The sequence below is a fragment of the Mycobacterium sp. 852002-30065_SCH5024008 genome (assembly GCF_001665645.1).
GTDB classification, from domain to species: domain Bacteria; phylum Actinomycetota; class Actinomycetes; order Mycobacteriales; family Mycobacteriaceae; genus Mycobacterium; species Mycobacterium paraffinicum.
In genome coordinates this window covers 15,472-40,786 of record NZ_LZSZ01000132.1, presented here as the reverse complement: position 1 = coordinate 40,786, position 25,315 = coordinate 15,472, and the positions used below count along the sequence as shown (strand labels likewise).

At 66.0% G+C, this 25,315-nt stretch carries 26 protein-coding genes and 1 pseudogene; 19 read left to right on the top strand and 8 right to left on the bottom strand.

All coding sequences use genetic code 11. The features are described from left to right. On the bottom strand, positions 1–882 hold the full coding sequence (locus tag A5781_RS16880) for a DUF1707 domain-containing protein (protein ID WP_067208535.1): 882 nt from the start codon (positions 880–882) through the stop codon (positions 1–3). 120 nt (positions 883–1,002) lie between these two features. On the opposite strand from A5781_RS16880, the gene A5781_RS16875 reads away from it, so the two are divergent. The 9 genes and pseudogenes from A5781_RS16875 to dnaB all read left to right on the top strand — a co-directional run bounded on the left by A5781_RS16875 (position 1,003) and on the right by dnaB (position 10,013). Further along, the gene (locus A5781_RS16875; RefSeq protein WP_067208750.1) at positions 1,003–1,428 is read left to right on the top strand and encodes a DUF5318 domain-containing protein; all 426 of its coding nucleotides are present in this window, start codon (positions 1,003–1,005) and stop codon (positions 1,426–1,428) included. Further along, complete coding sequence (locus A5781_RS16870) at positions 1,421–3,991, top strand: transglycosylase domain-containing protein (RefSeq protein WP_369817742.1); 2,571 nt, start codon at positions 1,421–1,423, stop codon at positions 3,989–3,991. The genes A5781_RS16875 and A5781_RS16870 overlap by 8 nt, the downstream gene beginning before the upstream one ends. Next, positions 3,988–5,618 (top strand): annotated as a pseudogene (locus tag A5781_RS16865) (glycosyltransferase family 87 protein); the annotation flags it as partial. The gene A5781_RS16870 and the pseudogene A5781_RS16865, both read left to right, overlap by 4 nt. A gap of 9 nt (positions 5,619–5,627) precedes the next feature. Then, a complete protein-coding gene (locus A5781_RS16860) occupies positions 5,628–6,269 on the top strand; it encodes a DJ-1/PfpI family protein (RefSeq protein WP_067208527.1) in 642 nt (213 codons plus the stop codon). 144 nt (positions 6,270–6,413) lie between these two features. Continuing rightward, positions 6,414–6,704 (top strand): 30S ribosomal protein S6, encoded by a 291-nt coding sequence (gene rpsF, locus A5781_RS16855; RefSeq protein WP_061557737.1) that lies wholly within the window; start codon positions 6,414–6,416, stop codon positions 6,702–6,704. Positions 6,705–6,816: 112 nt separating this feature from the next. Then, the gene (locus tag A5781_RS16850; RefSeq protein WP_066950853.1) at positions 6,817–7,335 is read left to right on the top strand and encodes a single-stranded DNA-binding protein; all 519 of its coding nucleotides are present in this window, start codon (positions 6,817–6,819) and stop codon (positions 7,333–7,335) included. A 36-nt stretch (positions 7,336–7,371) separates the two neighbouring features. After that, the gene (rpsR, locus tag A5781_RS16845) at positions 7,372–7,626 is read left to right on the top strand and encodes a 30S ribosomal protein S18 (RefSeq protein ID WP_066950849.1); all 255 of its coding nucleotides are present in this window, start codon (positions 7,372–7,374) and stop codon (positions 7,624–7,626) included. 32 nt (positions 7,627–7,658) lie between these two features. Next, positions 7,659–8,117 carry a 50S ribosomal protein L9 gene (rplI, locus tag A5781_RS16840; protein ID WP_067208523.1) on the top strand — a complete coding sequence of 153 codons (459 nt, stop codon included), beginning with the start codon at positions 7,659–7,661 and terminating at the stop codon, positions 8,115–8,117. Between the two features lie 519 nt (positions 8,118–8,636). Further along, positions 8,637–10,013, top strand: a complete 1,377-nt coding sequence (gene dnaB, locus A5781_RS16835; protein WP_067208519.1) for a replicative DNA helicase — start codon at positions 8,637–8,639, stop codon at positions 10,011–10,013. A gap of 125 nt (positions 10,014–10,138) precedes the next feature. Here dnaB and A5781_RS16830 read toward each other — a convergent pair whose 3' ends face one another. Continuing rightward, on the bottom strand, positions 10,139–10,621 hold the full coding sequence (locus A5781_RS16830) for a MarR family winged helix-turn-helix transcriptional regulator (RefSeq protein WP_067208516.1): 483 nt from the start codon (positions 10,619–10,621) through the stop codon (positions 10,139–10,141). Between the two features lie 98 nt (positions 10,622–10,719). On the opposite strand from A5781_RS16830, the gene A5781_RS16825 reads away from it, so the two are divergent. From A5781_RS16825 to A5781_RS16815, 3 genes are all read left to right on the top strand, one after another. Beyond that, positions 10,720–11,343: an NADPH-dependent F420 reductase gene (locus A5781_RS16825; protein ID WP_067208746.1), complete on the top strand. Its 624-nt coding sequence runs from the start codon at positions 10,720–10,722 to the stop codon at positions 11,341–11,343. A gap of 136 nt (positions 11,344–11,479) precedes the next feature. Beyond that, a complete protein-coding gene (locus A5781_RS16820) occupies positions 11,480–12,379 on the top strand; it encodes a TIGR03619 family F420-dependent LLM class oxidoreductase (RefSeq protein ID WP_067208514.1) in 900 nt (299 codons plus the stop codon). Next, on the top strand, positions 12,366–13,100 hold the full coding sequence (locus A5781_RS16815; RefSeq protein WP_067208511.1) for an SDR family NAD(P)-dependent oxidoreductase: 735 nt from the start codon (positions 12,366–12,368) through the stop codon (positions 13,098–13,100). The genes A5781_RS16820 and A5781_RS16815 overlap by 14 nt, the downstream gene beginning before the upstream one ends. Before the next feature lie 231 nt (positions 13,101–13,331). Here the strand turns inward: A5781_RS16815 and A5781_RS16810 are convergent, their stop codons facing one another. Continuing rightward, on the bottom strand, positions 13,332–14,363 hold the full coding sequence (locus tag A5781_RS16810) for a fused (3R)-hydroxyacyl-ACP dehydratase subunits HadA/HadB (protein ID WP_067208508.1): 1,032 nt from the start codon (positions 14,361–14,363) through the stop codon (positions 13,332–13,334). A 163-nt stretch (positions 14,364–14,526) separates the two neighbouring features. Here A5781_RS16810 and A5781_RS16805 point away from each other — a divergent pair, with 163 nt between their 5' ends. Further along, the gene (locus A5781_RS16805; protein WP_156624733.1) at positions 14,527–15,516 is read left to right on the top strand and encodes a glycoside hydrolase family 6 protein; all 990 of its coding nucleotides are present in this window, start codon (positions 14,527–14,529) and stop codon (positions 15,514–15,516) included. An 11-nt stretch (positions 15,517–15,527) separates the two neighbouring features. On the opposite strand, the gene A5781_RS16800 is transcribed toward A5781_RS16805, so the two are convergent. Next, complete coding sequence (locus A5781_RS16800; RefSeq protein WP_067208500.1) at positions 15,528–16,355, bottom strand: mycofactocin-coupled SDR family oxidoreductase; 828 nt, start codon at positions 16,353–16,355, stop codon at positions 15,528–15,530. 212 nt (positions 16,356–16,567) lie between these two features. Between A5781_RS16800 and A5781_RS16795 the strand changes: the two genes are divergently transcribed. Both A5781_RS16795 and A5781_RS16790 read left to right on the top strand, forming a co-directional pair. Further along, positions 16,568–17,485, top strand: coding sequence for an LLM class F420-dependent oxidoreductase (locus tag A5781_RS16795; RefSeq protein WP_067208743.1), 918 nt, complete (start codon positions 16,568–16,570; stop codon positions 17,483–17,485). Between the two features lie 40 nt (positions 17,486–17,525). After that, positions 17,526–19,013: an NAD(P)/FAD-dependent oxidoreductase gene (locus tag A5781_RS16790; RefSeq protein WP_067208496.1), complete on the top strand. Its 1,488-nt coding sequence runs from the start codon at positions 17,526–17,528 to the stop codon at positions 19,011–19,013. On the opposite strand, the gene A5781_RS16785 is transcribed toward A5781_RS16790, so the two are convergent. Beyond that, a complete protein-coding gene (locus A5781_RS16785; protein ID WP_067208493.1) occupies positions 19,010–19,861 on the bottom strand; it encodes a LysR family transcriptional regulator in 852 nt (283 codons plus the stop codon). The two genes, A5781_RS16790 and A5781_RS16785, sit on opposite strands and share 4 nt — an antisense overlap. A 171-nt stretch (positions 19,862–20,032) precedes the next feature. On the opposite strand from A5781_RS16785, the gene A5781_RS16780 reads away from it, so the two are divergent. From A5781_RS16780 to A5781_RS16765, 4 genes are all read left to right on the top strand, one after another. Beyond that, positions 20,033–20,992, top strand: a complete 960-nt coding sequence (locus A5781_RS16780; RefSeq protein ID WP_067208741.1) for a DMT family transporter — start codon at positions 20,033–20,035, stop codon at positions 20,990–20,992. 128 nt (positions 20,993–21,120) lie between these two features. Further along, a complete protein-coding gene (locus A5781_RS16775; RefSeq protein ID WP_067208490.1) occupies positions 21,121–22,368 on the top strand; it encodes a TetR/AcrR family transcriptional regulator in 1,248 nt (415 codons plus the stop codon). Between the two features lie 280 nt (positions 22,369–22,648). Next, entirely contained in the window at positions 22,649–22,873 is a 225-nt protein-coding gene (locus A5781_RS16770) for a hypothetical protein (RefSeq protein ID WP_067208487.1), read from the top strand. 13 nt (positions 22,874–22,886) lie between these two features. Beyond that, positions 22,887–23,237, top strand: a complete 351-nt coding sequence (locus A5781_RS16765; RefSeq protein WP_156624731.1) for a hypothetical protein — start codon at positions 22,887–22,889, stop codon at positions 23,235–23,237. 94 nt (positions 23,238–23,331) lie between these two features. Here the strand turns inward: A5781_RS16765 and A5781_RS25910 are convergent, their stop codons facing one another. The 3 genes from A5781_RS25910 to A5781_RS16755 form a co-directional block, all read right to left on the bottom strand. Then, a complete protein-coding gene (locus tag A5781_RS25910; RefSeq protein WP_197503783.1) occupies positions 23,332–23,499 on the bottom strand; it encodes a hypothetical protein in 168 nt (55 codons plus the stop codon). Positions 23,500–23,585: 86 nt separating this feature from the next. Beyond that, positions 23,586–24,275, bottom strand: coding sequence for a class I SAM-dependent methyltransferase (locus A5781_RS16760; RefSeq protein WP_067208480.1), 690 nt, complete (start codon positions 24,273–24,275; stop codon positions 23,586–23,588). A 60-nt stretch (positions 24,276–24,335) separates the two neighbouring features. After that, positions 24,336–25,235 carry a class I SAM-dependent methyltransferase gene (locus A5781_RS16755; RefSeq protein WP_067208476.1) on the bottom strand — a complete coding sequence of 300 codons (900 nt, stop codon included), beginning with the start codon at positions 25,233–25,235 and terminating at the stop codon, positions 24,336–24,338. Between the last annotated feature and the right edge of the window lie 80 nt (positions 25,236–25,315).

The window sequence follows — 25,315 nt, the reverse complement described above, 5'->3', positions numbered from 1 at the left end:
CTACGACGGCAAGTTGAGTTGCTTGACGGTGCCGTCACCTGCGAAGACGATGTAACCACCACCGTAGTCGCTTGAGACATACAGCGACAGCGAGAGCGCGCCGGGGGTGGTCGGGTCGGTCGCCGGTTCGATGTTCAGGTACTCGGTTTTGACGTCCGACGGCTTCATGTGGAGGGTCTGCGGGGCGCCGCGCATGATGCCCACGGTCGCCGTGACGTCGAACTTGCTCAGGTCAACCGGAACGGGAGCGTCCGCGGAGCTTTTCGCCGAGCTGCTCGGGTCGCCCCAGCCCCCGCGGTAGGTGTAGGCCAGCACCCGGCGATCGTCGGAGGGGTCCGGCCGGTCGAGGACCGCGTACGTCGGATAGATCACGAGTCGATACCCCACGGCGTTGCCGAACCGTTTGCGTGTTTGCTCGATCAGGCCGGTCAGCCCGCCGACCGAATGCAGTTGGGTCGGCGGGGTCAGCACCACCGGGCCGACGCCGTCGGGCTTGGCTCCGGGGTCGGTGGTGAAGTCCAGCGGCGAGTCGGTGTTGCCGTACATGCCCCACCCGATGCCGACGCCCAGGAGCACCGAGACGACGAAGGCGGCGGCGAGCATCCCCCAACCGCGCAGCTTCGGCGGCACCGACAGGGCTTTGGCGGCGGGCGTCGGAAGCGCGCTGCTGTCGGTTTGCAGATCGGTCACCAGGGCCTGCAGATCGCCGAGCGTGACCGCCTTGGTGGCCGCGCTGACCCGTTCCCGGTGCTCCTCCATGGAGAGCTCGCCGTCGTTCAGGGCGTTGTCGAGGATCTTGCAGGCGTCCTGCCGATTGATGTCTTTGGCGCGGGTGCTTGCCGCCACACCGCCACCCAGCGACGTCCCGAGCCATTTCGCCACGGGGATGATCGTAGAGTCCGGGCCCGGTCCGGCACAGAATGCGCCCGCCTGTACTCGGCTCGGCCCGCCACAGGTTTGGTTGCGTATCGGTCGCCCGGATGGCGACGTACTCTGGTGGGCGTGCGACTGCAGCGACAAGTGGTGGACTACGCGCTCCGGCGGCGAGCACTGCTGGCCGAGGTGTACTCGGGCCGCACGGGCGTATCCGAGGTGTGTGACGCGAACCCTTATCTGCTGCGCGCCGCCAAGTTTCACGGGAAACCGAGCCAGGTCATCTGCCCGATCTGCCGCAAGGAGCAGCTGACGCTGGTGTCGTGGGTGTTCGGCGAACACCTCGGTCCGGTATCGGGCTCGGCGCGCACCGCCGAAGAGTTGGTTTTGCTGGCGAGTCGCTTCGAGGAGTTCGCTGTCCACGTGGTGGAGGTATGCCGGACCTGCGAGTGGAATCATCTGGTCAAGTCGTACGTGCTCGGAGCGGCGCGCCCACCCAAGGGCACCCGCGGTACGCGGACGGCACGAAACGGCGCGCGCACGGCCATTGAATAACGACGGACCCCACAACCAGTCGTCCGGCGACGCGGATGGGCCGGCGACTGAGCGGGTGGGAAAACATGGAAGCGGCGAGCGCCCGCGTGGCGCGCCGTCGTCGGCCGGCCAACGCCGTGGGGTTCCGCCCGATGACCGGATGACCACGATTCTTCCGCCGGTCGTCGATGACCGGTCGCCCCGGCGGCCCGATCCCAGCATCGAGGAAGTCAAAGCCGCGCTGGACAGCCCTTCGTCGACGCCCTTGCAGCGTGATGCGCTTGAGGAGGTCAAGGCGGCGCTGGATAGCCGAACGCCGCCGCGCCGCGCCCGGCCGACGGCGGGAGGCCGTCCGCCGGAAGGGCCACCACCACCGCCCGGGCCGGGGGGTCGCCGCGGTGGGCCGGACGGCTTCGGGCCCCGGCCGCCACGTGACGTCCATTGGACCCAGCAGATCAACTGGTTGTGGGTGCGGCGAGCGGCCTACCTGTCGGCGGCGGTGCTCGTGCTGTTGCCGATCGTCACGTTCGCCATGGCCTACTTCATCGTCGACATCCCCAAGCCGGGCGACTTGCGCACCAACCAGGTCTCCACCATCCTGGCCAGCGACGGGTCAGAGATCGCCAAAATCATTCCGCCCGAAGGCAATCGGGTTGACGTCAACATCAACCAGGTGCCGGTGCACGTGCGCCAGGCGGTGATCGCGGCCGAAGACCGCAATTTCTACTCGAACCCGGGGTTCGACTTCAGCGGCTTCGCGCGGGCGGTGAACAACAACCTCTTCGGCAACGGTGACCTGCAGGGCGGGTCGACCATCACCCAGCAATACGTGAAGAACGCGCTGGTGGGGTCGGCTCAACACGGCGTCAGCGGTTTGATGCGCAAGGCCAAGGAACTCGTGATCGCTACCAAGATGTCGGGGGAGTGGTCGAAAGACGATGTGCTGCAGGCCTACCTGAACATCATCTACTTCGGCCGGGGCGCCTACGGCATCTCCGCCGCCGCCAAGGCTTACTTCAACAAGCCCGTCGAGCAGTTGACCGTCTCGGAGGGGGCGCTGCTGGCGGCGCTGATCCGGCGGCCGTCGTCGCTGGACCCGGCCGTCGACCCGCAGGGCGCCCGGGCCCGCTGGAACTGGGTGCTCGACGGCATGGTGGAGACCAAGGCGCTGTCGCCCAGTGACCGTGCCGCGCAGGATTTCCCGCAGACCGTGCCGCCCGACCAAGCCCGCGCCGAGAACCAGACGACGGGTCCCAACGGGCTGATCGAGCGCCAGGTGACCAAAGAGTTGATGGAGCTGTTCAACATCGACGAGCGGACTCTGAACACCCAGGGCCTGCAGGTCACCACCACCATCGACCCGAAAGCCCAGCAGGCCGCCGAGAAGGCCGTATCGAAATACCTTGACGGGCAAGACCCAGACATGCGGTCGGCCGCGGTGTCGATCGACCCGCACGACGGGTCGATCCGCGCGTACTACGGCGGTACGGACGCCAACGGTTTCGACTTCGCGCAGGCGGGCCTGCAAACCGGGTCGTCGTTCAAGGTGTTCGCACTCGTGGCCGCGCTCGAGCAGGGGATCGGTCTGGGTTACCAGGTCGACAGTTCGCCGCTGACGGTCGACGGCATCAAGATCACAAACGTCGAGGGCGAGGGCTGCGGGACGTGCAATATCGCCCAGGCGCTCAAGCAATCGCTGAACACCTCTTACTACCGGCTGATGCTCAAGCTCAAGGGCGGCCCGCAGGCCGTCGCGGACGCCGCGCACCAGGCCGGCATCGCGACCAGCTTCCCCGGCGTGGACCACACGCTGTCCGAGGACGGCAAAGGCGGGCCGCCCAACAATGGAATTGTGCTGGGGCAGTACCAGACCCGGGTGATCGACATGGCCTCGGCGTACGCCACGCTGGCCGCCTCCGGCGTCTACCACCGGCCGCATTTCGTGCAGAAGGTCGTCAACTCCGAAGGCCAGGTGCTCTTCGACGCGAGCAAGTCCGACAACAATGGCGAGCAGCGCATCCCCAAGGCCGTGGCCGACAACGTCACCGCGGCCATGGAGCCGATCGCCAGCTATTCGCGCGGCCACTCCTTGTCCGGCGGCAGGCCGTCGGCGGCCAAGACAGGCACCACGCAGCTGGGTGACACCACCGCCGACAAGGACGCCTGGATGGTCGGATACACGCCGTCGCTGTCGACGGCCGTGTGGGTGGGCACCGCGAAAGGCGACGTGCCGCTCGTAACCGCCTCGGGCGCCCCGGTTTACGGCTCGGGGCTGCCATCGGACATCTGGAAGTCCACCATGGATGGCGCCCTGAAGGGCACCTCCAATGAATCGTTCCCCAAGCCGACGGAGATCGGCGGCTATGCCGGCGTCCCGGCGCCCCCGCCCCCACCACCGCCGTCCGTGACGGTCATTCAGCCCACCGTCGAAGTGGCGCCCGGAATCACCATCCCGATCGGTCCGCCCACGACGGTCACTCTTGGGCCGGCACCGCCGGGCGGTGGAGGTCCCGGCGGTCAAGAGCCGGGCGTGCCGCCGGGCGGCCCCCAAGCTCCCCCGCCGCCTGGCCAGCCGCCGCCGTGACCGAGGCCGAGCAGCGCAGCACCTCCATTTCTCCGGAGCCGCTGGCCGGCGATCTGCGTAGCGTCGACAACCGCGACTGCCCAAGCCGCACCGACTCGTTGGGCGCCGCCCTGGCGGAAGTCGCCGGTGGGCCGGTGGGCAGACACGCGCTGATCGGGCGCGCCCGGGTGATGACGCCACTGCGGGTGATGTTCTTGATGGGACTGGTATTCCTGGCGCTCGGCTGGTCGACGAAGGCGGCCTGCCTGCAGAGCACCGGCACCGGCACGGGGGATCAGCGGGTAGCCAATTGGGAGAACCAACGCGCGTACTACGAGTTGTGCTACTCCGATACCGTTCCGCTTTACGGCGCGGAGTTGTTGAGCCAGGGCAAGTTTCCGTACAAGTCGAGCTGGGTCGAGACCGACGGCAGCGGTACCCCGCAGACGCGCTACGACGGCCGGCCGGCGGTGCGCTACATGGAGTATCCGGTGCTGACCGGGATGTATCAGTACGTGTCGATGGCGCTGGCGAAGACCTATACCGCGCTGAGCAAGCTGGGTCCGCTGCCGGTGGTCGCCGAGGTGGTGATGTTCTTCAACGTCGCGGCGTTCGGTCTGGCGCTGGCCTGGCTCGCCACCGTCTGGGCGACCGCCGGCCTGGCGGGGCGCCGGATATGGGATGCGGCCCTGGTGGCCGCGTCGCCGCTGCTGATCTTCCAGATCTTTACCAATTTCGACGCGCTGGCAACGGCATTCGCGATGGCGGGGCTGCTGGCGTGGGCGCGGCGCAAACCGGTGCTGGCCGGCATGCTGATCGGATTGGGTGCCGCGGCCAAGCTGTATCCGTTGTTGTTCCTGGGTCCCATGGTGGTTCTGGCGATCCGGACGGGGCGCTTTCGCGCTTTGGCTCGCACCGCGGGAACGGCCGCGGTGACATGGCTGCTGGTGAACCTGCCGGTGTTGGTGCTGTTTCCCCGCGGGTGGTCGGAATTCTTCCGGCTCAACACCCGACGCGGCGACGACATGGATTCGCTCTATAACGTGGTGAAATCGTTCACCGGCTGGCGCGGGTTCGATGCCAAGCTGGGGTTTTGGGAGCCGCCCACCCTGCTGAACGCCGTGGTCACCGTCTTGTTCGTAATCGGTTGTGCGGCAATTGCATATGTCGTGCTGACCGCTCCGAAGCGGCCGCGGCTGGCGCAGCTGCTGTTCTTGATGGTGGCTGTTTTTCTGTTGACCAACAAGGTGTGGAGTCCGCAGTTCTCGCTCTGGCTGGTCCCGCTGGCGGTGCTGGCTCTGCCGCATCGCCGGATCCTGCTGGCGTGGATGACCATCGATGCGGCGGTATGGGTGCCGCGGATGTACTTCCTATATGGCAACCCGAACCGCTCGCTGCCGGAGCAGTTCTTCACCACGACGGTGTTGCTGCGCGACATCGCCGTCATCGGGCTGTGCGCGTTGGTGATCCGCCAGATCTACCGGCCCGACGAGGACTTGGTGCGCTGGAACGGCCGGGTGGACGACCCGTCGGGCGGCCCCTTCAACCGCGCGCCCGACGCCCCGCCCCGGTGGCTGCCGGACTGGCTACGACCGGCCGGCATGCGCCACGCCACGGCGCCCGAGATCGAGCCCCCGGTGCCGGCCGGAGTGGCGCCATGACTTTGGTCGCCGTCCCGTTATTCGCCCGCGTGACCGCGCTCGACGCTGTGGGGCCTTACGAAGTGTTGCAACGCGTCCCGTCGGTCGAGGTGGTGTTCATCGGTCACCGCCGGGGCGAGGTGCGCACGGAAAACGGGATGCTCGGCCTCAGCTGCGACGCGAGATTCGACGAGGTCACCTCGCCGGATGTGGTGCTGTTCCCCGGCGGGATCGGCACGCGCCAGCTGATCCACGACGGCACCATCCGCGAATGGCTGCAAGCGGTGCACCCGACCACGATCTTCACCACGTCGGTGTGCACCGGTGCGCTGCTGTTGGCCGCCGCGGGCCTGCTCGACGGGCTCACCGCCACGACGCACTGGCGCGCCAGGGACCTGCTCAACCAGCTGGGCGCCCGGTACGTGCCGGACCGGGTCGTCGAGCACCTGCCGCAGCGGATCATCACCGCCGCGGGGGTGTCCAGCGGGATCGACATGGCCTTACGGCTGGTCGAGCTCCTGGTGGACCGCCGGGCCGCGCAGGCCGCTCAGCTGCTCATCGAATACGACCCGCAGCCGCCGTTCGATTCGGGCGCGCTCGCCAAGGCCGATCAGGCGACGGTGGACCGGGCCACCGACTACTTGGACGCGCGGCAATAGCCGGATTGCTCGAGCGGCCGGATCCGTCGGGATTTTGGAGGCCAACCCACCCATCCGGTAGCCTGATGCGGTTGCCGACGCAGGCGACCCTCCTGCCACGGAACGACCGTGGCCGCGAAGACCAGAGGAGGTGGTGAGGTTTCCATGCGTCCATACGAAATCATGGTCATTCTTGACCCCACGCTCGACGAGCGCACTGTTGCTCCATCCCTGGAGACGTTCCTCAACGTCGTCCGTAAGGACGGCGGATCCGTCGACAAGGTCGACATCTGGGGTAAGCGCCGGCTGGCCTACGAGATCGCCAAGCACGCCGAAGGCATCTATGTCGTCGTCGACCTGAAGGCGGAGCCGGCGACGGTCTCCGAGCTCGACCGCCAGCTGAGCCTCAACGAGTCGGTCTTGCGCACCAAGGTGATGCGCACCGACAAGCACTAACACCCGTGGCCGAGTCGTGGGCCCACCGTCGGTGGACTTGCGTAGGCTCAGCCAGGACACGTGCCATTTACCGTCGGAGAAGCGAGTAGCAGGGCGGAACGAGGAGGAAATTGTGGCTGGTGACACCACTATCACCGTTGTCGGAAACCTGACCGCCGACCCCGAACTGCGGTTCACCCCGTCCGGTGCCGCCGTCGCGAATTTCACCGTGGCGTCTACACCCCGGATCTTTGACCGCCAGAGTTCGGAATGGAAAGACGGTGAGGCGCTGTTCTTGCGGTGCAACATCTGGCGCGAGGCTGCCGAGAACGTCGCCGAGAGCCTCACCCGAGGCTCACGGGTGATCGTCACCGGCCGGCTCAAGCAGCGGTCCTTCGAGACGCGCGAAGGCGAGAAGCGCACCGTCTTCGAGGTCGAGGTCGATGAGATCGGGCCCTCGCTGCGGTACGCCACGGCCAAAGTCAATAAGGCCAGCCGCAGCGGCGGCGGCGGCGGTGGTGGCGGCTTCGGCGGCGGAGGCGGGTCCCGTCAGGGATCGGCGCCGGCGAGCAGCGCACCGGCCGACGACCCGTGGGGCAGTGCCCCGGCATCCGGGTCCTTCGGCGGCGGCGACGACGAACCGCCGTTCTGAAAACTTCAACAGTAAGAAACGGAAAGAAAGACAGTCATGGCTAAGTCCAGCAAGCGACGTCCGGCTCCGGAAAAGCCGGTCAAGACGCGGAAGTGTGTCTTCTGCTCGAAAAAGGGGCAAGCGATCGATTACAAGGACACCGCATTGCTGCGCACCTATATCAGTGAGCGCGGCAAGATCCGGGCGCGGCGCGTCACCGGCAACTGCGTGCAGCACCAGCGTGACATCGCGATCGCGGTGAAGAATGCCCGCGAGGTGGCTTTGCTGCCCTTCACGTCCTCGGCGCGATAGCCGCCGAAACCGAAGCGAAAGTACGAAAAACGATGAAGCTGATTCTGACGGCCGACGTCGACCACCTCGGTACCGTCGGCGACACGGTCGAGGTCAAGGACGGCTATGGCCGCAACTTCCTGCTCCCGCGCGGTCTGGCGATCGTCGCCTCGCGCGGCGCGCAGAAGCAGGCCGACGAGATCCGCCGTTCTCGCGAAGGCAAGGCGGTGCGCGACCTCGGGCACGCCAACGAACTCAAGACCGCGATCGAGGCGCTGGGCCCCGTCCAGTTGCCGGTGCGGACCGCGGCGGACTCCGGGAAGTTGTTCGGCTCGGTGACGTCCGGTGACGTGGTCGCGGCCATCAAGCAGGCCGGCGGTCCCAACCTGGACAAGCGGATCGTGCGGCTGCCCAAGTCGCACATCAAGGCTGTCGGCACCCACCCGGTGTCGGTCCACCTGCATCCCGAGGTTGACGTCGAGGTCGCCCTCGAGGTCGTCGCGGAGAGCTAAGCCTCCCACGTTTGCTCTTTCCCGGCGGCGGCCATCATCGGCCGCCGCCGGGCTTAGTTGTGCTGGGGTCACGCGGCCTGGCCTCATCGCGGACGCGCGTCCTAGCGAACTATCGCTACGGGGTGTTCGGTGGACCCTATTTACCCTGCCGTAACGCTGCGAAAATATGGCCGAAAGCCAACACGCCCGGCGCAGTAACCTGCGACGACACGCCGTAGAGATTCTTGTCCACACGGATTTCCTGGCGTTACATGGCCCTTAACAGCACCGATGTCAGAGCCCCTTGAATTCATACACAGGTTCTCCACACCCCACTCAACACAGGTGTCGAAGGATATGCACACACGATGCACAGGTTCATGAACAGCGGCCCTTTCACCTACTAGCCAGCAACGTCTAACGTCGTCCCGGCGCGAGACGTGCGAGTGCTGTGGGACGAAAGTGTCGGCTCCTTGACTTACGCTGACGAGAGCGGTTTTCGAATGTACGTTCGGATGCGTGGCAGGGGAGGAGGGATCCATGGCGGTCGTCGATGACTTGGCGTCGGGCATGGATTCGTCGGCGCCCAGTGAGGACTTCGGCCGTCAGCCACCGCAGGATCTCGCGGCGGAGCAGGCCGTCCTGGGCGGCATGCTGCTGAGCAAGGACGCCATCGCCGATGTGCTGGAACGGTTGCGGCCCGGCGACTTCTACCGCCCCGCGCATCAGAACGTCTACGACGCAATCTTGGACCTGTACGGCCGCGGCGAGCCGGCCGACGCGGTGACGGTGGCCGCGGAACTGGATCGCCGGGGGATGCTGCGCCGCATCGGCGGGGCGCCGTACCTGCACACCCTCATCTCGACCGTGCCCACGGCCGCCAACGCGGGCTACTACGCGACCATCGTGGCCGAGAAGGCGCTGCTGCGCCGGCTGGTGGAGGCCGGCACGCGCGTCGTTCAGTACGGCTACGCGGGCGCCGAGGGTGCCGACGTGGCCGAGGTCGTCGACCGGGCACAGGCAGAGATCTATGAAGTGGCCGAGCGGCGGACGTCGGAGGACTTCGTACCGCTGGAGGACCTGCTGCAGCCGACGATGGATGAGATCGACGCCATCGCCTCCAACGGCGGCATCTCGCGCGGCGTGCCGACCGGCTTCACCGAACTCGACGAGGTGACGAACGGTCTGCATGCCGGGCAGATGATCATCGTGGCGGCCAGGCCTGGCGTGGGCAAAAGCACGCTAGGGCTGGACTTCATGCGGTCCTGCTCGATCAAGCACAGACTGGCCAGCGTCATCTTCTCGCTGGAGATGAGCAAGTCCGAGATTGTGATGCGGCTGCTGTCAGCCGAAGCGAAAATCAAACTCGCCGACATGCGTTCCGGGCGCATGAGCGACGACGACTGGACGCGGTTGGCGCGGCGGATGAGCGAAATCAGCGAGGCGCCACTGTATATCGACGACTCGCCGAACCTGACCATGATGGAGATCCGCGCCAAGGCGCGCCGGCTGAAGCAGAAGGCCGACTTGCGTCTGGTCGTGGTCGACTATCTGCAACTGATGTCGTCGGGAAAGAAGGTTGAGTCGCGGCAGCTAGAAGTCTCCGAATTCTCGCGCCAACTCAAACTGTTGGCCAAGGAGCTCGAGGTCCCCGTTGTCGCGATCAGCCAGCTCAACCGCGGCCCCGAGCAGCGCACCGACAAGAAGCCGATGCTGTCTGACCTTCGTGAGTCGGGATCGCTCGAGCAGGACGCCGACATGGTGATCCTGCTCAACCGCCCCGACGCGTTCGAGCGGGACGATCCGCGTGGGGGAGAGGCGGATTTCATTCTCGCCAAACACCGTAACGGCCCGACCAAGACCGTCACCGTTGCGCACCAGCTGCACTTGTCGCGTTTCTCCAACATGGCGCGGTAGGCCGGAGGCGTAGGTTCTCATCCAACGTGGCGGAATTCTCATCTTCGTGGCGTTGAGATGGCGGATCCGCCATGAAGATGTCTCTAGTCAGCCGCACTCGCTGTGGATGTCTGTGCCTATGAAGGCTACGAGGGCTCTTCTTTGGCGGGGGAGTCGTCGTTTGCGGCCAGATGGTGCAGGACTCGTTCGTTGAGGGCGGCGAGCATGTCGAGCTCAGCCGGGGTGAGCAGGTCGATGAAGTTCCGCCGGACGTCCGCCACGTGCCGGGGCGCGGCCTTCTCGATGGCGGCGCGGCCCGCCGGCAGCAGGCAGACCATGGTGCTGCGGGCGTCCTTAGGATTGGGCTCGCGACAGATCAGCCCGTCCTTCTGCATGCGCCGCACCTGGTGGGAAACTCGGCTCTTCTCCCAGCCCAGTGTGTTGCACAGGTCGTGCGCGGGCATGCGGTCCCCGTCGTGACTCGAGAGCACCGCGAGGATCTCGTAGTCGGCCCCGGATAAGCCCGATTTCTGCAGGCCCCGGTTCAGATGCACGTCTAGCTGATGATGCGCGTGCTGGAAGGCCCGCCAAGCGCGGTCTTCACGAGGGTCCAGCCAGTTCGGTTCCATCAGCCGCCATATTACCCGATTGGTTGACGTGTCATCCAACTCGACATACGGTGGACACGTCAACCTTTTCGGCTCACAAGTTCAAGGCGGGATACCTCATGAGCAGCATCAGCATCATCGGCACCGGGAACATGGCCCGCGCCATCGGCGCGCTGGCGGTAGCGGGCGGCAACACCGTCGAGGTCATTGGCCGCGATCAGGCCAAGGCCGCTGACCTGGCCAAGGCTCTCGGCGGCAGCGCCACGACGGGAGAGTTCGGGGCCGTCCCAGCCGGGGATATCGTCATCGTGGCCTTGTTGTACGCCCATGTCGTTCCAGTCGTCGCCCAGTACGGAGACGCCGTCGCGGGCAAGGTCATCGTCGACATCAGCAACCCCTTCAATTCCGCGGCCGACGGGCTGGCCATCCCCGATGGCACCTCGATCGCGCAGGAAGTTGCCAAGGCTGCCCCGGCCAGCGCCAGCGTGGTGAAGGCGTTCAACACCATCTTCGGTGTTGTCCTGGCCCAGGGCCGGCCGCTCGACGTCTTCATCGCCGGCGACGACGCGCGCGCCAAGGCGCGCGTGAAGGAGTTCACCGAGACGCTCGGGCTGCGCCCGCTAGACGTCGGCGGCTTGAACATGGCGCACTGGCTGGAAGGAACGGGCCTGGTCGTGATGGGCCTCGCCCGTCACGGGGTGGGGAACTTCGACTTCGCCCTCGGCGCCACCGTTCCCGGCTGAGCCGCGCCGCCAGTCCAGGCTGGGAACGAACAGGGGCGCCGCTCGCCCAAATAATGGTTGATTGATCATCGAAAGGTTTCACTGTGTCTCATGTCAGCGTTGGCCGACGATCGTCTGCGGGGAGAGGACCCTCGCGATGAGGCTTGGTTTCGCAATTCCCATTGTCGGGCCCGCCATCAGCAGCGCCGCTGGTCTGAGCGCATTCTGCCGCGGCCTCGAGGACCTTGGCTATGACACGCTGTGGGTCGGCGATCGACTGGTCACGCCGGTCGATATGCACAGCACCTACCCGGGCAAAGAGCAGCCATACCCGCCGCAGATGACCCGTTATCTCGATCCGGTGCTGCTGTGGACGGTCGCCGCGGCGGCGACCAGCCGGGTGCGGCTGAACTCCAGCACGCTCAGCACGTTCTACTACGAGCCGCCGCACCTGGCCCGGCTGCTGACCACGCTCGACGTGCTCAGCGACGGCCGCCTTGATGTGGGCGTCGGAATCGGGTGGATGAAGGACGAACACGACATCGCCCGCGGCGCCGACTGGCGCCGGCGCGGGCGGATGCTCGATGACCTGCTGGCGTTCCTGCACGAGTGGTGGACGACCACCCCGGTCTCCTGGGAGAGCGAGTTCTTCTCCCTGCCGCCGGTCCATGCCGACCTGCGCCCGGTCCAGGCTGGCGGTCCGCCCATCTGGATCGGCGGTGCCAGCGAGGCCGCGATGCGCCGGGTCGGCCGCAGCGGCACCGGCTGGCTCGGGGTCGAAGGGCTGCAGGACGAGGTCACCGACCACTTGTGGTCGACTGCGCGCCGTGCGGCGCAGGACGCCGGCCGCGATCCTGACGCGCTGAAGACGGCCATGCGGATCAACCTCGAACCGGGCACCTCCGTTGACTCGGTTGCCGACAAGCTCGAGCGCTTCGCCCGCTCCGGTGTCGATGAGGCGATCGTGGATGCCTTCGCAATGTTCGCCAGCCTCGACCAGTTGCTCGACTTCGCCGGCCAGGTAATCGCCCGATGGAGTGATGATGGGAAAGCTTGACGGCAAGGTGGCGGTGATCACCGGTGGATCAAGCGGTATGGCGCTGGCCGGTGCCAAGCTGTTCGTTGACGAGGGAGCTCACGTCTTCATCTCGGGTCGGCGGCAGGAAGTGCTGGATGAAGCCGTCAAATTGATCGGCCGGAATGTGATTGGCGTGCAGGGTGATTCGGCGAATCTGGACGATCTGGACCGCTTGTTCGACGCGGTCAAGCGGGAAAGGGGCGCCGTCGACGTGCTGTGGGCAAGCGCCGGGACGGGCGAGGCGCGCAAGCTCGGCGAGATCACCGAGCAGCACTTCGACGCGACTTTCGGGCTGAACGCGCGCGGCACGCTGTTCACGGTGCAGAAGGCCTTGCCGCTGTTCAACGACGGTGGCTCGATCTTCATGACCGGGTCAAGCGCTTCGGTCAAGGGCTTTCCTTCCTGGGGTGTTTACGCGGCGAGCAAGGCGGTACTGCACGCATACGCTCGCGTGTGGTTGTCGGAGTTGAAGGGCAGGAGGATCCGGGTCAACGTGCTGACCCCGGGCCAGATCGCCACCCCGATACAGGAGCAGCTGTTCGACGAGGAGACGAAGGCGCAGTTTGAATCCCTGATCCCGCGGGGAAAAATGGGCCGCCCCGAGGAGATCGCGACAGTCGCATTGTTCCTCGCCTCAGACGACTCAAGCTATGTCAATGGTTTGGAGTTGATTGTCGACGGCGGCACCACGGCAGTCTGAATGACTATGCACCACTTGCTGTTTCGGGGATTCGGGAAGCCGATAAGGTGCGCGAGTCCTGCCGACTACGCCGCGTTTCGCGGATGCGGTTTGTGCGCAACCGTCTGGTTCTAGGATTCGCCGCAAATACGATAAAAACGTTCCGCCATTTTCCCGAGAATGCCGCAAGGCTGCTGGTAGAGACATCCCCACGCGCCACGCAGTTTGAGAACCTACAGCTTGGTTCAACTGTCAGCGAAAGCGGACATGCAACGTCGCCAGGCCAAAGATCTTCCGGCCGCCGGACTTCGCGCCGACGATGACGACACCGGTACGGGTTGCCGGGTCCAGCGACTTGATCCGGCCGCTGTATTCGATGTCAGCACCCCCGGCGGCCGACACGATCACGGGCTGCGATAGCCGCACCGCGTAGCGGGTCACCGCACCGGGATCGCCCGACCATGCGGAGGCAAATCCGGCACCCAAACCCATAGTGAGCATTCCGTGAGCGATCACATCGGGCTGACCCGCCAGTTTGGCAAGATTCTCGTCCCAGTGAAGCGGGTTGGCATCGCAGGCCACGCCGGCGTAGTTCACCAGGTCGCCGCGGGACAGTCTGGCGTGATGCACCGGTAAGTCATCGCCGACATTTACGTCCTCGAAGGACGGCGTCCCAGGGATCCGGGTCGGATCTCCTTGGGCGATGCGAATCTCGCCCTCGGGGCGCACCGTCTTTTGGTAGGCCGAATCGGAGTAGTCGATTCCGGCGAGGTTCACGTCGTGCATCATCACTTGCTGGGCGGTCGTCCTGATCGCCGGATCGACATCCTCGGCAGTGACGCCGACGACGGTGGTGTGAAGCGTATGCACGCGCTCGCCGGCAGTGTCGGTGAACGTGTTGGTCACGGTGATCAGGTCTCTGCCCGCGATCCTGCGCACCGATGACAGCTCGACGTCAATGTGTAGTTCGTCGCCGGCGACGATCGGTCGGTGCTGCTCAAAGACTTCTTCGGTCTGCAGGTACATGTCATAACCGATGACCACCGATTCGAACAGGTGCCGATTGGCTGCCATTGCCGGGGCCGACGTGAATGTCAACGGCGCCACCAGGCCCGAATACCCCAGCTCAGCGGCTGCGGCGACATCCCAGTGCGCGGGGTGATAGTCCTGCACGGCGCGAGCGAACTCGCGTATCTTCTCGCGGCCGACCTGGTATGTGTCGTCGACCTGGTAGTAATGGCCGACCCGCGATTCGAGCACCGACGTTTCGGTTGCTGCGGTCATGAATTGCCCAACTTTTCTACTGGCCTGTTCACGGAGGCCGGCGAACGCACCCTAACGTGCACGATAACCCGGACGAGACGGCGGCTACGTCGTCATCATGCCCATGTCATCGAATTGCGGACTGGTTTCGCGCCCAACGCGCGGAGGCACTAGTTTCCCTAACGTGATGTCGTCAGCTGCTAGCGCTCTAGCGCGGTGGATTGCTCCCGTCCTGACTATTGCGGCCGTTGCCTGCGTGGGCCCGCTGCATGTTGCCCCAGCCCCGGCGGTGCGCTTGACCAGCGACGGAGACCCGCTGGCCGGAGCGCCGTTCTACGTCAATCCCAATTCGGCGGCCATGCGCGCCGCCCAGAGCGCCGACCCGCCGAGCCCCGAGTTGACCGCCATCGCCAACACACCGCAGGCGTACTGGATCGTTCCGGGCTCATCGGCAGGCACGGTCGCAAAGTACGTTGGCGATGCGAACGCTGCCGGCGCCATCCCGGTCTTGGCGGTCTATGGAATCCCACACCGTGACTGCGGCAGCTTCGCTGCGGGCGGCATGGGGTCGGGCGCCGACTACCGAGGCTGGATCGACGGCATCGCCGCCGGAGTGGGCGCCTCGCGGGTCGCGATTGTCGTCGAGCCCGACGCGCTCGCAATGGCCGACTGTCTGTCGGCTGATCAGCGCCAGGAACGCTACGATCTGGTCCGCTACGCCGTCGACACGCTAACCCGCGATCCGAACGCGGCCGTCTACGTCGATGCCGGTCACCTGCGCTGGCATAGCGCCGAGGACATGGCAGGCAGGCTGAAGCAGGCCGGCGTGGACCACGCGCGCGGTTTTAGCGTCAACACGGCTAACTTCTTCACCACCGAGGACGAAATCGGTTACGGCGAGGCGATTTCCGGGCTCACAAATGGATCGCACTACGTGATCGACACGTCGCGCAACGGCGCCGGTCCAGCGCCGGACTCCGAGCTCAACTGGTGCAACCCCAGCGGTCGGGCCCTGGGCACCCCGCCCACCGCGGCCACCGCGGGTGCCCACGCCGACGCCTACCTGTGGATCAAACGTCCCGGTGAATCGGACGGATCATGTGGCAAAGGTGATCCGGCGGCGGGCACCTTCGTGAGCCAGTACGCCGTCGATCTGGCCCGCAAAGGCGGCTAGTAGCCGGGGCGTCAGATCTTCAAATACCCTTTGTCGGCGGGGATTTGGGCGGCGGTGACCAACGACGACGCGTCGCTGGCCAGCCAGACCACGATGTCGGAGATCAGGTCGGGCGCCGCCAGTGAGTCCGTCGGCAGCGCGCCCGGCGAGAAGCTGTGGATGTACTGCGGATGGTCCTGGAAGACCTGGTACATCGACAGGTCGTTGCCCATCGGGGTGTCGGTACCGTACGGGTGCACCGAGTTCACGCGGATTCCGAACTCGCCGAGCTCGACGGCCAACGAGTTGGTGAGGCCGACGACGCCGAATTTGCTTGCGCAGTAATGTCCGCAGCCCGGGACGGCTTTGATGCCCGCCGCGGAGCTGATGTTGATAATCGATCCGCCGTTGCCGGCCGTGATCATCGGCGGCACTACGGATTTCATGGTGTTCCACAGTCCGGTGAGGTTGGTGTCGATCGTCTCCTGCCATTGCTGCGGCGAAATCTCCCATACCCGTCCCCAATTCAGCACGCCGGCGTTGGCGACGACGATGTCGAGTCGGCCGAACTGTTCGATCGCATTCGTCACCACCCGCTGCTGGCCGGCCAGGTCGCGGACGTCCACCTCCGCGGCGAGCATCTTGCGGCCCTCGCCCTCCACCAGGCTGACGGTCTCGGCCAGGTCTTCCGGGAGTGCGGGGGGATAGCCGTTGTGTTCGGCAACCGGCGCGCACGCGTCGATTGCGACGATGTCGGCGCCCGCCCGGGCCAGTCGGACACAGTGGGAGCGGCCCTGGCCGCGGGCGGCTCCGGTCACGTAGGCGACTCTGCCGGCGAGCGGCGCGACGGGATCGGTCATGCCGACAACTCCTTTGCGTGCGGCGCTGGCTCAGACTGGCCGCCCGGAACCGGCTTTTCGTCCCGGAGGGCCTCCACCGGCATTTGCGCACATTAGCGATATGTGTTCAAGCCGGTCAACGCTTCGTCGGGCGAGCGACATCATGGGTACGAATCTTCGATCATGACGAGGCGATCGGAATGACGGGACGGGCGGCGCCGTTGGTTGTCGGTATGCCCAGCGGAATCATCCTCATGGCCCGTCCCGATGCTGCCAACCTTGTTGACGATGTGATCGACCAGGCCCGAGAAGCCTACGGGCACGGCGTCACCCAGGTGTGGCTGCCTCAGCAGCAGAACTACGACGCGATCACGCTAGCGGCGCTCGTCGGGGCTGCCGTGCCCGGACTGGGCGTGGGAACGTCGGTGGTCCCGATCAACCCGCGCCACCCCCTGATCGTCGCCTCGCTGGCGCAGACGGCACAAGCCGCCGCGCACGGCAACTTCAGCCTTGGGCTCGGGTTGGGAGCGCGCCAGATCGAACGCGAGGCATTCGGCACCGACTGGTCGAACACCATTACCCGATTACGGGAGCATCTGACGATCCTCGGGTCGGTGTTCGACACCGCCGGCGTCGACTTCCACGGCAGCGAGCTCAGCGCAAGCCCGACCTGGCCGGTGCAGGTCGCCGGCGGAACGCCGATCCCGGTGTATGTGGCTGCGATGGGCCCAAAGGCGTTGCGGGTCACCGGCGAACTGGCGGACGGAACACTGCCCTATCTGGCCGGGCCCCGGACGATCGGCGAATTCATCGTGCCAGAGATCACCAAGGCGGCCGCCGATGCGGGTCGTCCCGCGCCGCGCGTCATCGCCGCCGTTCCGGTGCTGTTGTCCGAGGATGTCGAGGGAGCCCGGGCCATCGCCGCGCAACACCTGAGCCTTTACGAGAGCATCCCGTCGTATCGCAACGTGATCGCCAGGGAAGGACTCGCCAGCGTCACCGAGCTCGCCGCGATCGGACCCGAGGAACGTGTCGTGCGCCAGCTACGCCGTTATCGCGATGCGGGCGCCACCGACGTGGTGATCAGCCCGATCGATCGCTCAGCGTCTGTGGACCGCGCAGCATTGTGGAGACTTACCGCCGCGTTGTGAACCGCCACTCACACTGGCAAGGCCGTGCGACAGTTACCGGATGACAAGCGTCGCCGTGATCGGCGCCGGACCGGGCGGGCTGGTGGCCGCCCGCTGGTTGTTGTCGCAAGGATTCGAGCCCACGCTCTTCGAGCAGGGTCCGACGCTGGGCGGGCAGTGGGCGCCGTCGGACGAGCGCAGCGGTGTATGGCCGGGCATGTACACCAACAGCAGTCGCACCATGACGGCCTTCAGCGACCTCGACCACGACAGCGACCTTGTCTACCAACCGAACCGAGACATCCTCGATTACCTGCATCGCTATGCCGCCAAATTCGTTCTGACCTCACGCATTCGGCTAGGCAACCGGGTCGAATTGGTCAGCCGAGACGACAAGCCGGGATGGGTCCTCCATCACGCTGCCGGAATCGAGCGGTTCGAGCGTGTGGTGGTGGCCAGCGGAAGGTTCAATGCGCCTGCCGTCCCCGCTGTCGCCGGGTTGGAAACCTTCTCCGGTTGCGCGGGTGCGGGGACGACATTCGGCTACCGAGACGGCGCGGCGTATCGCGGCATGCGCGTTTTGGTCGCCGGCTGCGCGATCAGTGCGCTCGAGATCGCTTCCGAGCTTGCGCAACTCGGGGCGGCGCGCGTCGTCGTGACGCAGCGACGGCAACGATATGTCGTGCCCAAGTTCATATCCGGCGTCCCGACCGACCACCTGCTCTACACGCGCTACGGTGCCCTGGCAGAAGAGAGCCTCCCGGCAGAGGACGTCGACCGGCAGTTGAAGGATATTGTGGTCGGCGCGGCCGGAAGCCCCGAACAGTACGGCGCCCCGGCGCCCGACCCGTCGCCCTTCGCGGCCGGCGTGACTCTCAGCCAGCATTATCTTCCATTGGTGGCCGAAGGCCGAATATCGGTGCGGCCATGGATGAAAGCGGTTACGGGCGTGACGGTTACCTTCGCCGACGACCGCGCGGAGCAGTTCGACGGGATCTTGTTCGGGACCGGGTTCAAACTGCGTCTGCCGTTCCTCAGTGCGGAAATTCAGCAGATCCTGAACCTTGACGCGGTGCACCTGGACGCCGACCGGTACACCTTTCATCCGGACCTCCCGGGGCTGGCCTTCCTGGGCATGTGGGACCAGGCGGGCGGATACTTTGTGCCGCTGGAACTTCAGGCCAGGTGGATCGCCTACACGTGGGGCGGCGTCATACCGGCGGTGCGTGAACGGGACCAGCGGCTCGCAATCGATGCCTACCGGGCTCGCCGGGGCTTGTCGCAGAAATCGCGATTGCACCTCGCTGCCATCGCCTTTGCCCGGGCCGCGGGTGTGGAACCGCGCCTGGATAACTGGCCGCAGCTGCGCCGCGCGCTGTTGTTCGGTCCATTGGCACCGAGTTGTTTTCGGCTGGAGGGGCCCGACGCGCTGCCCGACGCACCGGAGCGGCTCGCACGCGAGGCCGCGCGGTTCGGTGCCATCACCTCGAATCACCTGACAGAGCAAGAAATACGGTACTGGGAGGCGCTGCACCACAGCTGCGATTAGTCCGCGGCGGCCAGCACGTCACGCACCGCTTCGTCGACCGTGCTCAGCAGGTCCGGGTCTATGCCTGCTCGGCCACGAACCAAAACGGATGCGTTATTGGCCGGCGGCAATCCCTCGGCGGGGCACACGCCGTCGGGCAGCTTGCCGATCGTCGGCAGCAGCGCCACTCCGAGCCCGGACCGTACCGCCGCGTACAGTCCGGACAGATCGCCGCACTCTGCGGCGATTTCATAGGCAATACCGTGGTTTTCGAGGATGGCGAAGGCCGGCTCACGCAAGGTGCACGGCTCGGAGAAGATCACCAGTGGCAGCGGTTCTCGCGCGGGCACAGCCAACGTTCGCGCCGAAATCCATTGCAGCCGAACGAGCCCGGAGGCGTTGGCGCGGTCCAAGCCCGCCCCGTCGAGCATGATCGCCAAGTCGACCAGACCGCGTTCGATCGAGTCGGCCAGGGACACGTTGCGGTCCAGCCGGAAGCGCACCCGCCGGTCGGGGAGCCGATCCCGCAGCACGCCGGTCAGTCCGGACAGCATCACGTCCGCGCCGTGCTCGGTGGCGCCAATCGTCAGAAGCTTGGGTTCGGTGGCGCCCAGGTCGTCGAGCGCCGTGTCATGCGCGGCCAATATCGCGCGGGCATGCCGCAGCGCCTTCAGGCCCGTCTCGGTGAACACGATGCCGCGGCCGGAGCGCTGAATCAGCGGCTGGCCGACGACGGTCTCGACTCTGCGCAGGTGCTGGCTGACCGCGGACTGACTCAGATGCAGCGCCGCGGCGGCGCGGTGAAACCCGCCGCAGTCGGCGACGGCGACGAGGCTGCGCAGCGGCGCGATGTCGAGCACCTGGGCCATAGCTGCACCATAGTCCGATTAGGAACCTCGATCAATCGATGCGTTCCTCATACGGAATTCGGCAACAGCACCAGTAGATCGATAAGGCATCACGATCAATCGCGATCAGCAATAATCGTTGGACTGCGGGGGTAGGTCTGGGCCAGCATGGGTCGCATGGACCTGCCACGGATGCCGCTGACCACCGCGTCGGCGGTAACGTTCTTCTACGCGCTCGGCTACCCCATCGGGGTGCTGGCGGTGACCGCCATGGCGCCCATGCCCGCGTTGGTGCTGCGATTCGGTTTGGCCGCAACGATTCTGGCCATATGGTCCGTACTGGCCAAAGCGCCCTGGCCGCGAGGAGCGCAGCTCGGCCACGTCGCGGTGGTCGGCCTGCTCATTCAAGCCGTGCAGTTCTGCTGCCTCTACGAGGCCGTCCAGCTCGGATCGCCGGCCGTACTGTGCGCGGTGGTGATCGCGATGAACCCCGTCGCCACGGCCATCCTGGCCGCCGTGTTCCTACGCGAGCCGCTGGGGCCGCACCGGGTGGCCGCGCTCGGCTTCGGCGTCGTCGCGGTGTTGGCCGCATGCGCGCGAAGGCTGGCGGCTACCCACGGGGTCGACCCGGTCATCGTGCTGCTTGCGGTTGGGTTGCTTGGGCTTTCGGCCGGCGGCGTCTATCAGCAGCGGTTCTGCGCCGGTATCGACTTTCGCACGATGAGCGCACTGCAGAACGCGGTCGGGCTGATTCCCGCCGCGGGGCTCGCGATGCTCACACCCTTCACCGTGCACGACGGCCGGCAGGCCGTGATCGCGGTCGCCGGCATGGTGCTGTTGAACGCGACACTGGCGGTGAGTCTCTACGTCCGCGCCATCAATACCCACGGCGCGGCGGCGGTGGCAATGCTGTTCGCCGTCATTCCCGCGGTCGCCGGGATGCTGTCGTGGCTCATGCTCGGCCAGCGCCCGGACGCCGGTGTCGCGGTCGGCCTGGTCCTGGGCGGCTTCGCCTGCTGGCTCAACAGCAGGGCATCCCGGCCGCGTCGCGCGACGAAGGAGAGCGGGCAACCCATTCGCGCCTCAGAGGTGTCCCCGGTTGGCCAGCGGATTCATGCGCCGTGTGGGGCGCCATCGAGTTCGCCGGGGTAGCGCTCGGTCGGACTTCGGATTTGCACGATCGGGGGCGAGCCGGATTCGCTGTGACGGGGCAGCCGTCTCCGAGAATTGGACAGCCGTGCACCCGCCCGGCCCCGCGCACTGCGGCTACGGTGATCTCTATGACGCCGGCCAGCCGTTCATCCGCGAAGCCGGTAAAGCGCCGCCCCAAAGATCGCAAGGCACAGATCGCCCGGGCCGCCTCAGACGCTTTCAGCGAGCTGGGCTACCACGCGGTCAGCATGGAAAACATCGCCGCTCGGGTCGGGGTCTCGGCGGCGGCGCTCTACCGGCATTCGCACGGCAAATACGACCTGTTCCGCTCCGCGGTCCTGGCACTCGGGCAGCGGCTCGTGGACGCCACGGAGTTCGCCGATCACCTGCCGGGCGATGCCGATCCTGGGGAGACGCTACGTGCACTGACCGGATCGCTGATCGACACCGCGATTGTGAACCGCACCGCGGGGGGACTTTATCGGTGGGAAGGTCGCTACCTGCACGGTGAAGACCAGGGCGTCTTGGCCGAGCAGGTCAAGCTGGTCAACCGGCGTCTGCAGCGGCCGTTGATCGGCCTGCGGCCCGAACTGCAATCACGGCAACGTTGGGTGCTTTCTGCTGCGACGTTGAGTGTCATAGGCAGCATCACCGACCATCGTTCCCGGCTCGGCGACGGCGAGATTCGGGCGACGTTGGCCGACATCGTGGCCGCCGTGTCGAGGGCGGACGTACCGGCGCCGCGGGTGAGCGAGTCGGAATCTCCACGGACAGTGGCGATTACGAGTGCCGTCGGCAGCTACGAATTGCTGTTGCACGAATCGATACGGTTGTTCAACGAACGGGGATACCGCGAAACCGGTATGGAGGACATCGCCACCGCTGTCGGTATACCGGTGGCGAGCATCTACCAGTATTTTCCGAGCAAGGCCGCGATACTGGCAGTGGCATACCGGCGCGGCGCTGACCAGGTTTCCGGTGACCTGTCCACAATTTTGGCCACCGGCAGCGACCCGGAGCAGTCGCTGACGCAGCTGATCGACGCCTTCGTCACACGGTCGTTCGCCAACCCAGAACTGGCCCGGGTGTACTACACCGAGCGCCACAACCTGCCCGACACGGACGCGGTCCTCCTCTACAACATTCACCGCTCCACCGTCGAATCCTGGGCCCGGCTGGCCGTGGCGGCGCGACCCGACCTAACGCTCGGCCGGGCTCGATACGCCGTACACGCGGCGCTCGCTCTCGCCGTCGACATCGGGCGGCTCGTCATGCCCGGCCCGAGCGAGCCGGCTCGCATGACAGTCCGCCGTTTGATGGAAATCACCTTGATCGGCAAATCTGCCGCGGCTTCCACCAAGGCCACTCGCCGCTGAGTCTCACCAGGAAGCAAGCCGACTTCACGCCGGAATGAGGCTGCACTTGTGCGACGCCACTAATGAGCGATGGCACGGACGGCTATCCCTAACGCCATGCCGCGCAGGAAACTTCTGAACCGGAGGCATGGCCGGTATCCTGCTTCTTTGCAGCGAGCGCTACCCAATCGTCTGAATAACCATTAACATAATTGCCATCCGTACCGGGCGCCGCGGCCTCACCGACCTGGTTCTTGAGCCGACGGGCGCGCGGTAGGTCCCCGCGCGAAAGGCACGCCCCATGCTCAACAGGATCCGGCAGGTACTGGACTACCAGTTGACGATTGCCGAGCTGCTGGGCATCGCCGTGCTGCTGGGGACGCCGTATCTGATCGTTGGGGTGATCTGGTCGTCCACCCACACGGGGCACCTACGCGAGATGCACGGACTCGACCTGGTCGTGTCTTTTCTCGGTTCGATCGTGTCATGGCCGGTGCTGATCTTCGCCAACGTCTGCATGACATAGGCGGGAGGAGATCGTGAAACGCGGGCCTCTTGTTGTGTCAGCGGCCGTAATCGCTTTAGCCGTCGGGTTATTCGCCCTGCGCTTCCCGGTGTTCATCGACGCCTATGATCAATTCGGTTGGCAGGTCAAATGCGGCAGCGGTTTCACGACTGATTTAACCCAAGCGTCGAGCGCCGACGAAACGAAGAAGGGCCACGGCGGCGGCGGAGTTGGCATGTCGAGCACGAACTACGTAGGCCAATGCGACAACGCCCTGATGGTCCGGCGCGTGTGGGCGATTCCCGCGGCCGCCCTCGGCGCCCTCACGCTGGTGGGGTTGGCGGCCGTAATTCTCGCGCAGGACCGCCGGAGCTCCAAGAGCTAGTGTTGTCCGTGAGATTCCTGACCGGAATCGGACGCCATGCGCTGGCGCATAACCGATTTCGATACGACGGTTGCCCCGCCCGCTAGCAACCCGCCTAGCGCGTGCTCTCGTCGGGAAGGTCGCGCCGGGACTGGTGTAATCCCGGCGCGTCCGGGTCATCGTTCTGGTGCTCCAGTTGCTCCTGCAACCTGCGCTGTTCTTCGGTCGCCTGCCGGGCGTCCTCGGGGGCGGGTGGCGGGTCGAAATTGACTTGCTGGTCCACGTGGGATCTCCTCTGACCGTTTGCGCTGCTCCAGTCAGGATCTCCCGAATCCCACGGCTCGAAACCTGCCCGGCCGTGCGCGCCAGCTAGCCGAGATGAGCGGATAGCAGCCAGGCGCCCATCGACTTGCGGCCGTTGCCCTCGTCGCGGATGTTTGCGCCGGCGAAGGCCCCGAATCCTTCCAGGAAGCTGTCGGGCACGTTGGCGTGGATCCGCGCCGGCCGGATGTCGTCAACCACCCAGTACTTGGAGACCACGTCCCGAAGTTCCTCCTCGGTGACTGCATTGACCGGGCCGTCGGCAGGCATGCCCTCGCGGTCGAAGACCAACACAAAGTAGGAGGCACCCGGCGCGGCTGCACGCACGATGGACTGCTGATAGCCCTCGCGCAACTCGACGGGCATCGAGTGAAAAAGGGTGCTGTCGACGATCGTGCCGAAGCGCCCGTCATAACCGCCGAACGCACTGATGTCGGCGACATCGAACGTGGCATTGGTCAGGCCGCGCCTGGCGGCCTTCTCGCGCGCCAGTTTGATGCCGGTGGGCGACTGGTCCAGGCCCACCGTGGTGAAGCCGCGCTCGGCGAGGAACAACGACACCGCCGCCTCTCCGCAACCCGCGTCGAGCACGTCACCATGGAACTTCCCGGCCTCAATGAGGGCCGCGATCTCCGGCTGCGGCTCGCCGATGCTCCACGGCGGCCGATTGCCTTCACCCATCTCGGGGGCCTCGCCCCGGTAGGCGGATTCGAACATATCTTGAGTCGGCTGAGACATACCACTTGTATATCAACCGGACTGATATATGTCAATGGAACTGATGCGTGAGAATCCCGTTTACTCGAGGGTCGCCGTGAGGTAACCGGAGTCTTCACCGAATGAGGCCAGCTCGTCATTCGGTACCTCGAATCCGTGAGCGGCAAAGGCATCGTCGGTGGTCCGGATGTCGACCTGCCAGCCATGCCCGGCCAGGTACTCGGCCGCGGTGTTGCGGTCGCCGGTATAGAAAAGCTCGGCCAGGTTGATCTTGGAACCGAGACGCTGCGACCGTTCGGTCAGCTTCTGCGCCCAGTCCGGCGGGATGTTGCGCAGATCTATGTGTTCGGTGGCGATCCGGCTGCCCGCCGCCGACAAGGCGACGATGTTGTCGAACAGGCGGTCCTGCGCCTCGGGCGGTAGGTAGACAAGCAGGCCTTCGGCGCTCCAGGCCGTCGGCGCGTTCACCTCGAACCCGGCCTCGACCAGCGCGGCCGGCCAGTCCTCGCGCAGGTCGATCGCCACCGTGCGGCGCTCGGCGGTGGGTTCGGCGCCCAGCTCGGCCAGTACCCGCGTCTTGAACTCGATGACCTCGGGCTGGTCGATCTCATAGACAATCGTTCCGGGCGGCCAGGCCAGCCGGTAGGCCCGGGTGTCGAGCCCGGACGCCAGGATCACCGCCTGGCGAATACCGGATCCGGTTGCCTGCGTGAAGAAGTCGTCGAAGTAGCGGGTGCGCACCGTAATCTGCTCGTTCACGGCCTGGCGATTCAGCAGGGGATCGTCGGATCGGTCGACCTCGTGATCGATGAGCTTGACGAAGACGTCGCTGCCCACGGCGCGGACGAGCGGATCCGCGAAGGGGTCGTTAAGCAAGGGGTCCGGCCCTTGGGAAGCGATCGCCCGTTGCGCGGCGACCGCCGTCGCGGTCGCTCCGACGCTGGAGGCCAGATCCCACGTGTCGTTCTCGGTGCGGGCCACTACCCGACTCCTCTCCGCCATTAGTTAGCTCATTTAAGCGTTGAGGCCCACTCTACGCTTCCAGGCCCGGACCGACCGTT

Coding starts and splice junctions, on each gene's coding strand:
- A5781_RS16860 (WP_067208527.1), top strand. CDS start 5,628: ATGACTTTGGTCGCCGTCCCGTTATTCGCCCGCGTGACCGCGCTCGAC.
- rpsF (WP_061557737.1), top strand. CDS start 6,414: ATGCGTCCATACGAAATCATGGTCATTCTTGACCCCACGCTCGACGAG.
- rpsR (WP_066950849.1), top strand. CDS start 7,372: ATGGCTAAGTCCAGCAAGCGACGTCCGGCTCCGGAAAAGCCGGTCAAG.
- rplI (WP_067208523.1), top strand. CDS start 7,659: ATGAAGCTGATTCTGACGGCCGACGTCGACCACCTCGGTACCGTCGGC.
- dnaB (WP_067208519.1), top strand. CDS start 8,637: ATGGCGGTCGTCGATGACTTGGCGTCGGGCATGGATTCGTCGGCGCCC.
- A5781_RS16830 (WP_067208516.1), bottom strand. CDS start 10,621: ATGGAACCGAACTGGCTGGACCCTCGTGAAGACCGCGCTTGGCGGGCC.
- A5781_RS16825 (WP_067208746.1), top strand. CDS start 10,720: ATGAGCAGCATCAGCATCATCGGCACCGGGAACATGGCCCGCGCCATC.
- A5781_RS16820 (WP_067208514.1), top strand. CDS start 11,480: ATGAGGCTTGGTTTCGCAATTCCCATTGTCGGGCCCGCCATCAGCAGC.
- A5781_RS16815 (WP_067208511.1), top strand. CDS start 12,366: ATGGGAAAGCTTGACGGCAAGGTGGCGGTGATCACCGGTGGATCAAGC.
- A5781_RS16810 (WP_067208508.1), bottom strand. CDS start 14,363: ATGACCGCAGCAACCGAAACGTCGGTGCTCGAATCGCGGGTCGGCCAT.
- A5781_RS16800 (WP_067208500.1), bottom strand. CDS start 16,355: ATGACCGATCCCGTCGCGCCGCTCGCCGGCAGAGTCGCCTACGTGACC.
- A5781_RS16795 (WP_067208743.1), top strand. CDS start 16,568: ATGCCCAGCGGAATCATCCTCATGGCCCGTCCCGATGCTGCCAACCTT.
- A5781_RS16790 (WP_067208496.1), top strand. CDS start 17,526: ATGACAAGCGTCGCCGTGATCGGCGCCGGACCGGGCGGGCTGGTGGCC.
- A5781_RS16785 (WP_067208493.1), bottom strand. CDS start 19,861: ATGGCCCAGGTGCTCGACATCGCGCCGCTGCGCAGCCTCGTCGCCGTC.
- A5781_RS16780 (WP_067208741.1), top strand. CDS start 20,033: ATGCCGCTGACCACCGCGTCGGCGGTAACGTTCTTCTACGCGCTCGGC.
- A5781_RS16775 (WP_067208490.1), top strand. CDS start 21,121: ATGACGCCGGCCAGCCGTTCATCCGCGAAGCCGGTAAAGCGCCGCCCC.
- A5781_RS16770 (WP_067208487.1), top strand. CDS start 22,649: ATGCTCAACAGGATCCGGCAGGTACTGGACTACCAGTTGACGATTGCC.
- A5781_RS16760 (WP_067208480.1), bottom strand. CDS start 24,275: ATGTCTCAGCCGACTCAAGATATGTTCGAATCCGCCTACCGGGGCGAG.